The organism is Trinickia sp. LjRoot230 (assembly GCF_964253315.1).
Lineage (GTDB): Bacteria > Pseudomonadota > Gammaproteobacteria > Burkholderiales > Burkholderiaceae > Trinickia.
This window is the reverse complement of sequence record NZ_CAXUQX020000001.1, coordinates 2624257-2639140: the sequence shown is the minus strand read 5'-3', so window position 1 is coordinate 2639140 and position 14884 is coordinate 2624257. Positions and strand designations below refer to the sequence as shown.

12 protein-coding genes are annotated in these 14884 nt (G+C 60.8%); 2 read left to right on the top strand and 10 right to left on the bottom strand.

Annotation, left to right across the window (positions count from 1 at the left end):
• Positions 1 to 76 precede the first annotated feature (76 nt).
• Entirely contained in the window at positions 77 to 2779 is a 2703-nt protein-coding gene (locus tag ACSQ20_RS12005) for a ShET2/EspL2 family type III secretion system effector toxin (RefSeq protein WP_436020184.1), read from the bottom strand.
• A gap of 349 nt (positions 2780 to 3128) precedes the next feature.
• Positions 3129 to 5714 (bottom strand): ShET2/EspL2 family type III secretion system effector toxin, encoded by a 2586-nt coding sequence (locus tag ACSQ20_RS12000; protein WP_436020182.1) that lies wholly within the window; start codon positions 5712 to 5714, stop codon positions 3129 to 3131.
• Between the two features lie 389 nt (positions 5715 to 6103).
• Here ACSQ20_RS12000 and ACSQ20_RS11995 point away from each other — a divergent pair, with 389 nt between their 5' ends.
• A complete protein-coding gene (locus ACSQ20_RS11995) occupies positions 6104 to 6433 on the top strand; it encodes a hypothetical protein (RefSeq protein WP_436020180.1) in 330 nt (109 codons plus the stop codon).
• Between the two features lie 48 nt (positions 6434 to 6481).
• On the opposite strand, the gene ACSQ20_RS11990 is transcribed toward ACSQ20_RS11995, so the two are convergent.
• Positions 6482 to 7276, bottom strand: coding sequence for an alpha/beta fold hydrolase (locus tag ACSQ20_RS11990; protein WP_436020178.1), 795 nt, complete (start codon positions 7274 to 7276; stop codon positions 6482 to 6484).
• A gap of 135 nt (positions 7277 to 7411) precedes the next feature.
• Between ACSQ20_RS11990 and ACSQ20_RS11985 the strand changes: the two genes are divergently transcribed.
• Positions 7412 to 8353, top strand: coding sequence for a LysR family transcriptional regulator (locus ACSQ20_RS11985; RefSeq protein ID WP_436020176.1), 942 nt, complete (start codon positions 7412 to 7414; stop codon positions 8351 to 8353).
• On the opposite strand, the gene ACSQ20_RS11980 is transcribed toward ACSQ20_RS11985, so the two are convergent.
• The 7 genes from ACSQ20_RS11980 to ACSQ20_RS11950 form a co-directional block, all read right to left on the bottom strand.
• A complete protein-coding gene (locus ACSQ20_RS11980; RefSeq protein WP_436020174.1) occupies positions 8336 to 8962 on the bottom strand; it encodes a DJ-1/PfpI family protein in 627 nt (208 codons plus the stop codon). The two genes, ACSQ20_RS11985 and ACSQ20_RS11980, sit on opposite strands and share 18 nt — an antisense overlap.
• A 65-nt stretch (positions 8963 to 9027) precedes the next feature.
• Positions 9028 to 10128, bottom strand: coding sequence for an alcohol dehydrogenase catalytic domain-containing protein (locus ACSQ20_RS11975; RefSeq protein WP_436020172.1), 1101 nt, complete (start codon positions 10126 to 10128; stop codon positions 9028 to 9030).
• A gap of 90 nt (positions 10129 to 10218) precedes the next feature.
• The gene (locus ACSQ20_RS11970; RefSeq protein WP_436020170.1) at positions 10219 to 11253 is read right to left on the bottom strand and encodes an NAD(P)-dependent alcohol dehydrogenase; all 1035 of its coding nucleotides are present in this window, start codon (positions 11251 to 11253) and stop codon (positions 10219 to 10221) included.
• Between the two features lie 55 nt (positions 11254 to 11308).
• Positions 11309 to 12064, bottom strand: coding sequence for an SDR family oxidoreductase (locus ACSQ20_RS11965; RefSeq protein ID WP_436020168.1), 756 nt, complete (start codon positions 12062 to 12064; stop codon positions 11309 to 11311).
• 10 nt (positions 12065 to 12074) lie between these two features.
• Positions 12075 to 13049: a sugar-binding transcriptional regulator gene (locus ACSQ20_RS11960; protein WP_436020166.1), complete on the bottom strand. Its 975-nt coding sequence runs from the start codon at positions 13047 to 13049 to the stop codon at positions 12075 to 12077.
• Positions 13046 to 13933 (bottom strand): carbohydrate ABC transporter permease, encoded by an 888-nt coding sequence (locus ACSQ20_RS11955; RefSeq protein ID WP_436020164.1) that lies wholly within the window; start codon positions 13931 to 13933, stop codon positions 13046 to 13048. The genes ACSQ20_RS11960 and ACSQ20_RS11955 overlap by 4 nt, the downstream gene beginning before the upstream one ends.
• Positions 13930 to 14871, bottom strand: a complete 942-nt coding sequence (locus tag ACSQ20_RS11950; RefSeq protein WP_436020162.1) for a carbohydrate ABC transporter permease — start codon at positions 14869 to 14871, stop codon at positions 13930 to 13932. The genes ACSQ20_RS11955 and ACSQ20_RS11950 overlap by 4 nt, the downstream gene beginning before the upstream one ends.
• Positions 14872 to 14884: the final 13 nt, after the last annotated feature.

Here is a 14884-nt window from a genome sequence, read left to right as displayed (position 1 = left end):
ATGCGGCACCAATGGCTTTAGCAATTAACGGCCGGCAATAACAGAAGATATTGCCGGCTGTTTTTCGTTGGCGACATCAAGAAGCTTCAGCAAGCAGATGCTGCGCCTGCGTATCGGTCAACTGACCATACGCCCGCGCGTCGTTCACTGCTTTGGTGAATGCATCGATGACATTGGACACATAGACGGCATCGTTCTGATTGGACGCGTTTGTCAGTGCCTGCGGTCCGGTGAGGCCATCGTCTGTGCGCGCCTCAAGTAACGCGAACAGTTCGTCGTTCGTCAGCGCACCGGCCGCGTGTTGGTTCCGGAACATCTGACAAAGTGCAGCCACCGTCTTGGCTTCGCCGCCGAGTAGTGCCGCATGCAGCGCGGGTTTGCCAACAGATCTGGGCCCCTCCATCAGCGTGAACACCTGCTCGTTCGTCAGTGCGCCGAGTGACCAGAGGCGTCCGATCAACGCGTCATAACGATGGACCGATGCTGCGCTAACGTGACTGATAACGTTGACGACACTCGATTGTCGTTCAGCCTTCGGCGCGAGAAATATATCGAAAACCTGCTGATTCGTCAGGCCGCCCGCGGTAACTGCTCCGAAGATGATGTCGCCCATTGCTTCAGTCCAATCCGGCCCTTCCGTTAATGTCGTGTGCACCAGCGAAAATTCATCGTAGCCCGCGGCTAGCTTTTTTACGAGCTGGTCCGCTGTGAGTCGTCCCGCCGCCCTCGCACGCAGCACCATTTCGCCGAGCAACTGAAACGCATCGAGCTTCCCGAACAAACGCGCCGCTTTGAATCCCGAGCCCATGGATTTCGCGCGTGCATCGAGCAGGTCGTCGGTCTGCTCACTGGTGAGTGCACCGACCGCATAGAGGCGATCGAACATTTCGCCGAAGGCGCGGACAACGTCCGTATCGGCACGCCGAATCGCCATCGCGAACGCCGACTCGGCATTCGTGCGGCCTGCACCGGCGATTTCGAAGACCTGTTTATCGGTCAAGTCGCCCGCCGTGAACGTTTCGGCGAGCACTTCGCCGAGTGCACGGATCGCATTCGCATCATTGACGTGGACCGCCCACCGCAGACCGGGCCACGCACGAGTTTGCCGGCCCAACAACACGCTGGCCTTTTGCTGCCGGGTACGGCAAGCGGCAAGTCTTGCGCGCAGCGCTGCTGCCGTCACATGGCCCGACCTGAACAACAGACCGGTGGAGTCGGCGCTGGCAAGCTCCGCGTCAGACAGGAACTCGCGCAATACACGCGAGGCGGGCTTGTGTTCGAACACGCGTTCCGACATCGGCCGCGTGTAAAAGTCCGCCGGCACGGTCACAAACTGCGAGATCTGTCGCCTACTGGATGCACCGAAATAGAGTGAGACATTGGAGTCGGTCAGGAATGTGCCTGCGCTCCAGCGCTCGACTTCGTTGAGGCTGTCCTCGACGATGCGTGCCCGGTTCAATGTGTTGTTCGGGTCATAGAGCGTCGCCGTATAGCGCTTTCCACGGGCGTCTCGGGTCACCAGCAGTTCGACTGCCATTGCGTGGGTTTTCGTGACCAAAATGCATTGCTTGCGTGCCCCGACTTTCAGACGATCGAATTCATCGCGAAAAAACTTGCCCCACTGCTCGAGTCCGACGTGCGCCTCCTCAGGGCTATGACGCAATATTTCGTCAAAGCGCTGATCGGTGTGCACGCTGACCGACTGCTCGATTTTCGCCTCGTCCGAACGCTGTTGTGCCCACCAGTCGACAAAGCGCTCGGTCGTGCGCCGAGCCCGATGAGCCTGTATCTTATGCACCCAATCTGTCGCTAGGTGGCGGCACACGATCTCGTCGCCGGTTCCGTCGAACCTTGCCTTCGCGTTCAGCATCTTTCGATAATTGATTGAGCCGTTGACTCCGGCCGCGAAATAAAGATGACCGACACCAGCCCCTTCGCGTATCACGTGGCTCGTGCTCAAGTCGCGATACCGGACACTCAGCGCATGCGTACCCCTGCCATACACACGAGCCGTGTGCGGAACGTCCGCTATGGCGACCGCCTTTCCGCTTACGTGCAGTTCCTCGAGCGTCGGATTACTCACCTTCACTACCACGCCTCGAAAATTAGGCACATCTAGACGTTTCAAGTTCGGCAATGTCGAGACCCATTGAGGAATCGACCATAGGTCGGACGGCAAACGCACCGCCGTGATGTCGTCACGCGTCGCGCTGGTGACGTCGGGGGGCGTGGCGTTCGAGCGTGCAAAGTAATGCGTCAAGTCGAGTATGCGTCCGTCCGCGCTGAGATGCGACGGTGCCGGACCGGGGTCGCGCCGCGGCGGCGGCAGCCTAAGCGCCAGCGCTACCATGTCGGTGGTCCTATCGAAATCCGTGAGCGACAGGAGTTTGTCGATCTGGCCTGCGAGCGCCGACAGGCCGCCCGGCGGCAGGTCGGATATGCCTGGCGTCTTATCGGGCACAGGCGGCTCGATGGGACTTTCGGCGTTTGGTTCGTCGCTGCGGCGTGTGCGCGGACGAAGCGAACCGCTGGGAGCGGGAGCAGGGCCACTTGGCGAATCGGCCGGTGTCGTCTGTCCTGCCGATTTCGCGTCGGCATGCTCGTCGTCGGCGCCTGCCCGCGTCGCCCGAGGCGTGAGCCCTGCGAGCGGCCCGCGCGTAGTGTTGCGCGCGGTGGAATGAGCGGCTTCCGCGGCAGTGGCTGAGGGACCTTTCGCGGCCGGTGGCGTCGCCGACTCCGGCCGACCGAATTGGGGGCCGTGGACAGGTGGTAGCGGCATGACGCTCCGATTCCCCGCTGAGATTAACCGGACGACAATACGCCAGGCAAACCATCAGCGCCCTGTTGCACGCGAGCACCGAGCCGGCAAAACGAACGTGCTCGCGATAAGAATCGCCCGCTCTCGATCGTTACCATTTGCTCCTCGGTAAGCCGGCTCCTCCCCGTGACTTCGATTGCTCCGTTGAAAGGCAGAGCAGGTTGCAGCTACTCAGCGCAAAAAAGCAATCTGCGCGGCGCGATTGCCTTTTCCGACGAAGCGAGCCGCCAAGCCCATTTGCGGGGCCCCGTCGCGCAAGCCCCGATCGCAAACCCTGCCAAGCAAAGCCACATAAACAACGTTGACGCCATCAAGAAGCTTCAGCAAGCAGATGCTGCACCTGCGCATCGGTCAACTGGCTTTGCACCCGCGCGCCGTTCACTGCTTTGGTGAATGCATCGATGACATCAGACACATTGACGGCATCGTTCTGATTGGACGCGTTTTTCAATTCCTGCAGCCCGGTGAGGCCATCGTCCGTACGCGCCTCAAGTAACGCGAACAGCTCGTCGTTCGTGAGCGCGCCCGCCGCGTGATGGTGACGAAACATCTGACAAAGCGCAGCCACCGCATCGGCTTCGCCGCCGAGCAGCGCCACATGCAGCGCGGATCTGCCAATAGATCTGGGCCCCTCCATCAGCATGAACACCTGCTTGTTCGTCAGTGCGCCGAGTGACCAGAGGCGTCCAATCAGCACGTCATAACGATGGACCGATGCTGCGTCGACGTAACGGATTTCGTCGGCGATACTCGATTGGCTTTCATCCGTCGGCGCGAGAAATACATCGAGAACCTGTTGGTTTGTCAGCCCGCCCGCAGCGGCTGCACCGACAATGATGTTGCCCACTGCTTCAGTCCAATCCGGCTCAAGACTCAACGCCGCGTGCACCAGCGATGCCCCACAGTCGGGCGAGGCCAGCTTTTTTGCGAGCTGCTCCGCGGTGAGTCGTCCCGCCGCCCTCGCACGCAGCACCATTTCGCCGAGCAACCGGAACACATCGAGCCTGCCGTACAAAAGCGCCCCGCTGAATCCCGAGCCCATGGATTTTGTGCGTGCCTCAAGCAAGTCGTCGGTCTGCTCACGGGTTAGCGCGCCGACCGCATAGAGGCGATCGAACATTTCGCCGTAGGCGCGAACAACGTCCGCGTCGGCATAACAAATCGCCGTCGCGAACGCCGATTCGCCATTCGTTCGGCGTGCAGCGGCGATTTCGAAAACCTGTGTATCGGTCAAGTCGCCCGCTGTAAACGCTTCGGCGAGCACTTCGCCGAGTGCACGGATCGCATTCGCATCATTGAAGCGGACCGCCCACCGCAGACCCTGCCACCCACCAGTTTGCCGGCCCGACAATACGCTGGCCTTTTGCTGCCGAGTACGGCAAGCGGCAAGTCTTGCGCGGAGCGCTGCTGCCGTCACATGACCCGACTCGAACAACAGACTGGTCGAGTCGGCGCTGGCAAGCTCCGCGTCAGATAAGAACTCGCGCAATACGCGCGAGGCGGGCTCGTGTTCGAACACGCGTTCCGACATCGGCCGCGTGTGAAAATCCGCCGGCACGGTCACAAACTGCGAGATCTTGCGCCTGCTGGACGCGCCGAAATAGGCTGAGACATTGGAATCCGTCAGGAACGTACGTGCGCTCCAACGCTCGATTTCGTCGAGACTGTCTTCGACGATGCGTGCCCGGTTCAATGTGTTGTTCGGGTCATAGAACGTCACGGTATAGCGCTTTCCAACGGCGTCACGCGTCACCAGCAGTTCGATTGCCATCACGTGGGTTTTGGTGACCACCATGCACTGCTTGCGTGTCCCGACTTTCAGACGATCGAATTCATCGCGAAGAAACTTGCCCCACTGTTCGAGTCCGACGTGCGCCTCCTCAGGGCTATGACGCAATATTTCGTCAAAGCGCTGATCGGTGTGCACGCTTACCGACTGCTCGATTTTCGCCTCGTCCGAACGTTGTTGTGCCCACCAGTCGGCAAAACGCTCGGTCGTGCGCCGAGCCCGATGAGCCTGTATCTTGTGCACCCAATCTGTCGATAGATGGCGGCACACAATCTTCTTGCCGGTTCCATCGAACCTTGCTTTCGCGTTCAGCCTCTTTTGATAATTGATTGGGCTGTTGACTCTGCCCGCGAAATAAAGATGGCCGATGCCGGCCCCTTCGCGCATCACGCGGCCTGTGCTCAAATCGCGATACAAGACCCTTAAGTCGTACGCACCGCGGCCATACACGCGAACCGTGTGTGGAACATCCACTGTGGCGACTGCCTTTCCGCTTACGTGCAGTTCCTCGAGCGCCGGATTGCTTACCTTCGCCACCACGCCTCGAAAATCAGGCACATCGAGACGTTTCAAGTTTGGCAATGTCGAGAGCCATTGAGGAATCGACAACAGGTTGGGCGGCAAACGCACCGCCGTGATGCCGTCGAGCGTCGCTCTGGTGATGTCGCGGGGCGTGACGTTCGAGAGTGCAAAGTAATGCGTCAAGTCGAGCGTGCGTCCGTCTGCACCTCTGAGCGCCGACAGGTTGCCCGGGGGCAGGTCGGATATGCCTGGCGTTTTATCGAGCGCAGGCGGCTCGCTGGGACTTTCGGCGCTCGATTCGTCGCTGCGGCGTGCGCGTGTGCGTGGACGAAACGAGCCGATGGGCGCGACACCACTTCGTGAATCGACCGTTGTCGTCTGTCCTGCCGATTTCGCGTCGGCATGCTTGTCGGGTGCACTCGTCCGCGTCGCCCGAGGCGTGAGCCCTGCGAGCGGCCCGCGCGTAGTGTTGGGTGTGGTGGAATGAGCGGGTTCCGCGGCAGTGGCTGAAGGACCTGTCAGGGCCGGCGGCATCGCCGACTCTGGTTGACCGAATTGTGGTCCGTCGACAGGTGGTAGCGGCATGACGTTCCGATTCCCGCTGAGAATGACCGGACGACAATACGCCGGGGCAAACGATCATCTCACTGCTGCACGCGAGCATTTAGCCGGTAAAACGAACGTGCTCGCGATGAGAATCATCCGCTCTCGATCGTGACCATCGGTCACTCGAGTACCTTCGGGATCTATGCGGAGCGCGCGCAGTGCATCTATTGCGGACGACGGACACAAGCGTCGACCGGATCGCCGAAATGGTCGGATACTCAGATGGCGCAACGTTACGCACGCATTTACGCAAGCGCCTGGGCGCCGGCGTGAAGGCCTTACGCGGCTAGATGCGCCCATCGGAAAGTCATGACGCGCTACGATAGCGAAACCATCGATCGGCTGACCACCTGCCCAAAGGAGGAAACATGGCAATCATGCGAGAGTGGCGCGCGGAAATTCGCCGCGCCTTAAAGCACGACTACGTCGAGTACGTCACCGCAACCGGGCTAGCCGGATACAGGCGCGCAGAAGGAAATTTGGGGGCGGCGATAGCGGTGCGGGATTTGGACGCCGATCGATCGGAGATCGTCACGCTCAGTTGGTGGACAGATGAAGCTTCCATCAAAGCCTTTGCGGGCGAGGATATTTCGCGCGCGCGGTATTACCCGGAAGACGATCAGTACTTGCTCACTCGTCCGGAAACCGTCCAGCACTACGAGTCGACGGACCCATGCCAGCGGTCCGAGAACCCGTAGTTTATAAGGGCCGGCTGCGAGTTCCTATATGCGAGGGATGGCGGTACGCTAGCCCCGCAAAAACCCCACCACCGCGTCGACGAATTCTCGCGGCAGCTCGACATTCGATAGATGCACGGTTGGCAGTACCACGAGCTGCGCATTCGGAATAGTCGCGGCAATTTGTTCGCTGTGGCTCGCTGCCGTAACGGTATCGTCGCGTCCCGCAATGACAAGCGTCGGGCGCTCGATCAGCGCAATGGTCCTGCGCAAGTCGGCATCGCGCACGGCAGCATACGCACCCGCGAGGCCCTGCCGATCCATCCCAAGCAGCATCGCACGAAACGTGTCGACCACCGGCACGCGGTCGCGCAACATCGCCTCCGGAAACCAGTTGCGCAGAAACATCTCGGCCGTCTCGGACATATCGGTCGCTTGCAGCACCGCTTGAATACGCTGGTCGAAGTCCTTGGCCGGGCCGAGATATGCCGACGTGTTGCTCAGAATCAGCCGATCAATGTGTTCAGGCGCGTGAATGCCGAGCCATTGACCGACGAAGCCGCCCAGCGAAAGCCCGAGAAAATGCGCTTGCTCGATGCCGAGTGCATCGAGCAACTCGACAACGTCCCTACCGAGCCGAGCGATCGAATAAGCGCCGGGCGGCGCATCCGACGCGCCGTGCCCGCGCATGTCATAGCGCAGCACTCGAAAGTGTTTGGCAAGTTCCGGCACCTCACCGTCCCACATTTCGAGTGTCGTGCCGATCGAATTGGACAGCACGAGCGTGGGCAAGTGTGCCGCGCCGTCGAAACGGTAGGCGACGCGTGCGCCATCTCCCAGCATCAGAAAGGAACGTTCTTGCATGATCTTCGGCCTCGCAGATTAACGCGGCAAAGCGCCGCAGAAAAAATCGTAGTTGCCACCGATCTAAAAAGATATTACAAAGTTTGGACTATCTTTGTAATGTCAAAAACGCCGTGCTTGAATGCATCCAAAAAAATGAACGACTTCACGCTGCATGACCTGCAATGCTTCGACGCGGTAGTTCGCGCCGGGGGCTTTCAAGCAGCCGCCGCCGAGCTTCATCGCTCCCATCCTGCCGTGTTTGCCGCCGTTGCCCGGCTCGAACGTCAGCTAGGCTTGTACCTGCTCGACCGCAGCGGGTACCGCGTCCGCCTGACGCCGGAAGGACGTGCGTTGCTTCGTCGTTCGCAGCCGCTGCTGAGGGAGTCTGAAGCACTGCGCGCGCATGCGGCGCAACTCGCGATGGGCGAGGAGAGTGAACTCGATGTGGTGATCGGCGATATCTGCCCGCGAGAGCAAACGCTTGCCCTGCTGAGCCGCTTTTTTGCGACCTGCCCGGGTACGCGGCTGAATCTGCATTTCGAAACCGTTGGCGGCCCTGTCGAACGGCTGCTGGATGGCGAGGCGGATCTGATATTTCATCGCGTCGACAAAACAGACGCGCGCCTCGACTGGATCGACTTGTGCAAGGTGAAATTCGTGCCCGTCGCCGCACCGGGCCTCATCGAGGAGCCTGTATCGCGAACGCTTCGGCCCGAGCAACTACGGGATCTGACGCAATGCGTGATGCGCGATACCGCGCGACATACCCCTATGCTGGATTACTTCGTGATCGATGGTGCACGCCAGTGCACCGTTGCCGATCAATCAATGAAAAAGGAAATCATCTTGCAAGGCCTCGGCTGGGGGCATCTGCCAACGTTTCTGATCGAAACGGAGTTGCGTGACGGCCGGCTGCGCTCGATTGCCGGCCGCTATTTACCGGGCAGCATCGAGGACATGGTGGCAGCGCGCCGGCAGGATCGACCGCATGGCCCGGTCGCGCAACGCTTGTGGCGCTATTTGCGCGAACAGGCAGGGCCTTGGCGGAAAACCCTCGCGGCGACGAAACGGCGGCCTTTACGAAAGCGATTGTAGTGCCGGCGCATCGGGCAAAAACGCCGCGATGTTTCGCATCGCCCGGGCTACGTATTCCTCTTTTTCGCCTACCGGCGCGACGTAATGGAGTGCGCTTTGGGCCGCCTCGATACCTTCCAAACGCGCGATGATCCACGCCGCAAGATAGTGTGATGCAAGGCATCCGCCCGCGGTGGCGATATTGCCGTTGGCAAAAAACGGCTGATTCAAGACCTCTACACCGGCTTCCTGCACCCACGGCTTCGTCGTCAGATCGGTACATGCCGGCACGCCATCGAGCAGACCGAGCTTTGCCAGAACGAGCGTGCCGGAGCATTGAGCCGCCAGCAACTGCCTCGACGGGTCTAGCTGCAGTTGCGCCATCAACGCCGGGTCGGCGACGACCTCGCGCGTTTGCATGCCGCTGCCCACGATGACCGCGTCGGCAGCGCTTGCTTCGCGCAGGGATATTTGCGATTCGAGCACGAGGCCGTTCATCGAGCGGACTCGCTCAATCGGGCTTGCGATCGACACGCGCCAGTTCGGCTTCTTGATCCGATTGAGGATGCCGAATGCGATCAGCGAGTCAAGTTCGTTAAAGCCTTCAAAAGTGAGGATGGCGATATGCATGGCGAGGCCCGCTTTCTGTGTAAATTCGGTAAAAAGTACTCGGCCCGCGCTACGGCATTACGGAGTTACGCCGTTGCGCCGTGTCCGGGCCGCATCAGTACTTTAATCGAATCCAGCGAGTTGGCTACTTTGATTGCTTCCTCCCATTCCTCGAGTGCGAAGCCATGCGTCACGATGCCTTTCGACGTTACGAGCCCACGCGCGAGCAGATCGATGGCGATGGGGTAGCAATACGGCCCGAGATGCGCGCCGCGAACATCGAGTTCCTTACGATCGCCGATGATCGACCAATCGACACTCGCCTGAGCACCGAACACCGAGAATTCGACGAAGCGCCCGAGCTTGCGGATCAAATCAAGCCCTTGCGTAACGCCCGAAGGCGAACCGGTCGTTTCGATGTAAACATCGCACCCATATTGATCGGTGAGCGAGCGAATGACGGCGAGCGCATCGTCCTGCTTCGGATTGATCGTGACATCGGCGCCGTATTCACGCGCGAGTGCCAAGCGCTCTTCGACAAGATCGATGACGACGAGTTTTTTCGGCGTTTTCAGATGGGCAACTTGCGTCATCATCAACCCAAGCGGCCCGGCTCCTGCGATGACGACCACATCGTCGAGTTGAATGTCGCCGCGGTTCACGGTGTGGATCGCGCAGGCAAGCGGCTCGATGATCGCTGCATCCTCGATCGAAATGCCGTCGGGAATCTTGTGCACGATGGCGGTTGGCGGGATGCGCATGTATTCGGCCATGCCGCCGTCCGCCACCTCACGCTGAAAGCCGAAGATGTTATGCACCTCGCACATCCAGTATTGGCCCGACTTGCAGTAGCGGCACTTGCCGCACGGCACGATTTGTTCGGCGATGACCCGTTCGCCTACGCGCACACCAAAATGCTCCGCGGCGCCGTCACCGAGTTCCTCCACATAGCCAAAGAATTCGTGCCCGGGAATGACGGGGGCCTTGACCCAAGGGCTTGGCCCTCCCCAAAACATTTTCGCGCCCGTATAGCACTTGCAGTCACTCGCGCATACACCGCATGCGGCAATGCGGATGACGAGTTCATTGCGGCCGGCCTTTGGCCGCGCGACGCGTTCGACGCGATAATCAAGCGGCGCATGACAGACGATGGCTGTCATCGCAGCGGTTTCGTTGGGTGCGCTCATGGTGTTCTCGCTGATGGCAACGTTGATTAGGTTAGGGCTGAAATGATTAGGAGTCCGAAGCAAGTCGAGACGGCAGGCAGGAATGAATACCTACTCGAGGACGATCTGCACTTTCACATCGGTCGGCTTGCCGCTCGCCGCTTCCTCGAACGCCTTGACGCCTTCGGCGAACGCGAACGAGCGCGAGATGAAAGGCTTGACGTCGAGGCGCCCCGAGGCAATCAGTTGGATCGCGCGCGGGAACATGTTCGCGTATCGAAATACCGATTCGATCCGCGCTTCCTTGATTTGCAGCGCGACCACATCGAGCGGCACCGCTTTTTGCGGCATGCCGACAAGGACGAGTGTGCCGCCGGGGCAGAGCAGGTCGACTGCGCCCTCGAACGCTTTTTCGCTGCCGCTCGCTTCGAACACGATGTTCGCCCCCCAGCCTTCGGTCAACTCCGCGACGACGTCCTGCACGCGCGTGGTGCGAATGTCGACGCAGGTCACGCCCGTCGTCGCGCGGATCAGCGCGAGCTTTTCCGGTACGAGATCGCAAACGATCGCGCGGCTGCAGCCGCTTGCGAGTGCCGCGAGCGCGCACATCATTCCGATCGTGCCGGCGCCCAGTACGACGGCGACGTCGCCGGGCTTGATCGCGGCTTTTTTCGCGGCCTGCAGCCCAATCGACAGCGGCTCGACAATCGCACCCTCGGCGAAGCTGACGTTATCAGGCAGCTTGTGCGTGAATGCGGCAGGATGCACGACGTAGGGCGTCAGGCATCCATGCACGGGCGGCGTCGCCCAAAACCGCACCGATGGGTCGAGGTTGTAGATACCCTCGCGCGTTGCGCGCGATTGCATATCCGGCACGCCCGGCTCCATCGCAACGCGGTCGCCGATATGCAGATGCCGCACCGCTTCGCCGACTTCGACGATCGTGCCCGAAGCCTCATGCCCGAGCACCATCGGCTCGTTGACCACGAATGGGCCAATCCGCCCGTGCTGGTAGTAGTGGATGTCGCTGCCGCAGATGCCGACCGTATGAATCCGAATGCGCACGTCATGGGCCCCGAGCGTTTGCGGCAGCGTGAACGGGCGCAGGCGGATGCGGCCCGCTTCCTCGAGAACAAGTGCTTCCATGGTCGTCCCTTCCATCATGTTTTGGTCACGCTGATCGAATCGGCGGTGAATCGGGTTATCCGGCAAGAAACCCGCCGTCGACGGCGAGGCTCGCGCCGGTGATCATTGCCGAATCAGCACCCAACAAATAGGCGATCGTTCGCGCGACTTCCTCGGGCTGCACGAATCGATTGAGCGGAATACGTGCGAGCATCGGTCTTGCTTTGGACGGGTCGCTCCACGCTTTTTCTGCCATCGGTGTGAGTGTGACCACCGGGTTGACCGCGTTCGCACGAATGCCGTGCGCGCCGAGCTCGACGGCCATCACGCGCGTCAAGCCGTCCAGCGCGGCCTTCGACGCACAATACGAAGCGTGCAGCGGCAAGCCGATTGCAGCGGAGATGCTCGACACATTGACGATCGCGCCCGCCACGCCGCGCTCGATCATGCTGCGGGCCGAAACCTGCGCGACGATCATGGCCGCGCGCACGTTGACGGCCATCGTCGTATCGAATGCTTCGACTGTTGTGTCGAGAAACGGCTGCAATTGCACGATGCCTGCGTTGTTCACGAGCAGATCGACCGGCTGAGCAGCCTCTGCCATCTTGCGGGTCGCATGCGGATCGGCAAGATCGACGCACAACGTCTCACAGCCGATTTCCTCCGCGAGCATATCGAGATCGCGCTGCGTGCGGCTTGCGGCAATCACACGTGCACCGCGCGCAGCCATCACGCGCGCCGTCGCGTGGCCGATACCTTTGCCGGCACCGGTGATCAGCACCGTCTTGCCGGCGAATTCGCCGTGCCCAGCCAACGTATTCGACGCTGTCATTGCGATGTCCTCAAGGCTCGTCACACAGCCGGCGTGCGGTGTCTTCGTCCGTCACGAGCACGGAAACATAGCCGCCGCGCAGCGCTGCGCGCGTGACGAAAAATTTCTTCGCTCCACCCGAGACAAGCACGACGCGCTTGATCTGATGCAGATCGTCGAGTGCAACAGCGACAGTACGGCGATTGAGCGGGTGATCGATCAGCTTGCCGTCTTCGTCCATGAAATGGCCGAGCATGTCGCCGACGGCGCCCGCTTTGCGCAGTGTGCGCAGATCGTCGGGGTTGTTGATGCCGTATGTAATGACGAGCGATTCCGTTAAATCGCCGGCGGTCAACAGTGCGAGATCGGCGCTGCGGGCCAACTCATACGTCTCGCGCACGGTCCCCTCTTGCAAGATCACGTCGCGTGCTTTCTGGCTGCTGACGTAGATCGGTGCGGCGAACAAGTAGCCGTCCGCATGACAGAGGTTGGCGAAGTCGGAGACGATGTCGAACGTGTTGATGCTTGGGCAATGTGAAAGGCCGCCTTGCAGCGAAACTGCGGAGATCGCACCATACGAGCGCTGCGGCAACGCACGCAGCACCGCGCGGATCGTGCGCCCCCAGCCCAGCCCGACCGTGTAGCCGGGCTCGATCTGTTTCGAAAAATACGCAGCGGCGCCGATGCCGAGGGCCGCCATGTTTGCCTCGGGCGTGACGCCTGCCGGCACGACGACGGCCTCGGACAAGCCGAAACGCGCGGTTAGCGCTTCTTCGAGCGCGATGCATGGCGCGATGCGGCTGTTGATCGTGATCTGAACGAGCCCGGACTCGCGGCTTGCCGCGAGCAGCCGGTTCACGCGGACCCGATTGCTGCCGATGCGCTGTGCGATTTCCTGCTGAGTCAGGTTGCCGACGTAGTAGTGCCATGCGACGCGTGCTTGCAGCTCCTCTTCGGCATCGATCGACTCGTCTTGTTCGACCGAAGGCGTGCTGCTCGCGCTCACTTGACGGCTCCCATCGTAAGACCTTGCACGAGCCGGCCCGACACGAGCAGCGCGAACACCACCATCGGCAGCACGATCAACGTGCCGGTCGCCATGATTTCTCCCCACGGCAACTCATAGCCGCTCATGTAGCTCGTGGCCGCAACGGGCGAGGTGATCGCATCAGACCGTGTCAGCACGAGCGCATAGAGCAAATCGTTCCACGAAAAGATGAATGCGAAGATGGCCGACACCACGATGCCGGGCATCGCGAGCGGCAGGTTGATTCGCCAGAAGACGCGCCATGGCGACGCGCCGTCGAGCCGCGCCGCTTCATCGAGCTCAACGGGGATGTTGCGAAACTGGTCGGTGCAAATCCAGACGACGATCGGCAGCGAGAACGTCAGATAAAGAAGGATCAGCACGATATGCGTATCGACGAGATCGAGCTTCGTTGCGATCAGGAAGAACGGCACCGCCAACACGACCGGGCTCACCATTCGGTTCGAGATGAACCAGAACCAGAGGTCTTCCTTGCCGCGGAACTCATAGCGCGCAAGCGCATAGGCTGCGGGCGTGCCGAGCAAAATGGCGAGCGCCGTGGTACTGCTCGCGATGATCAGCGAGTTGACGAGACTGCCTGCCACGTCGTGCTGAAAGAGCGCGTCGATGTAGTGCGACAGCGTGGGGGTGAAGAGCCAGCGCGGCGGGTACGCGAGCGCGTCGGCTTGGCTCTTCAAGCTCGTCGTCACCATCCAGTAGAACGGAAACACCGACGATACGAAAACGATTAGCAGACCTAAGCAATGGGCGAGCGTAGCGCGCTGCCGTGCGACGCGGGCGCGGCGCGAACGTAATGTTGTGCCGCCGGCCGCGAGCGTCGTCGATGATGTCGATGTGTTCATGCGGCTTCCCGATAAACGAAACGGATATACAGACGCGACAAGACGATTGTCAGTATCAGCAGCAAGACGGCCTGTGCCGATGCCATGCCCTGATCGAAGAGCCGAAAGCCGATGCGCTGGATATAGACGCTGATGAATTCCGTCGCCGAGCCTGGGCCGCCGCGCGTCATCGTGAAGACGGCATCGAACATCTTCAGCATGTCGGCCGAGCGCAGGATCATGATGGCCGTGAGGCCAGGCAGCAGGTACGGGCGCTGAAGATGCCAGAGGATCATCATCCACTTGGGCGTTTCGAGCCGCGCCGCTTCCTCGGCCTCCTTCGGCACCATCGCGAGCCCGGCAAGGAAGATGAGGGCGCAAAACGGTGTCCATTGCCACACATCCATGATCATCACGGAGACGTAAGCAAGCGTCGGATCGGCGAGCCAGTCGAGTGGCGCGATGCCGACAAGGCCAAGCAGATAGTTGGCGACACCGAACTGGCGGTTGAACACGAGGCGTCCGATCAGACCGACTACCGCGTATGTCGTCGCCATCGGAATGACGAGGCTCACACGCGCGGCGGCCCGCATCCATGCCAGCCCGGTGCGATGCAACATCAGCGCGGCGAAAAGACCGAGCGCAACTTCGATCGGCAGCGTGAGGCAAAGAAACAGCACGGTGCGGCCCAATGCTTGCCAGAACGACGGGTCGGCAAGCGTTGCCAGATAGTTGTCGAACCCGACGAACGGCGTGCCGGATTCGACATCGGCTAGCTTGACCTGATGAAACGAGTTGTAAAACGCGACCAATAACGGATAAACGCCAATGACGGCAAGCGCGAAGATCGCGGGAAACAAAAACCAAAATGCGGGCGCGCGCAGTAACAGACCCGCGCGCGCCGTCACGCGCGCGAGCCCGGGCCTCGCGCCTGCCGCTGGTGGCATCGAGCTATTCATCGTTGCGCGTCTC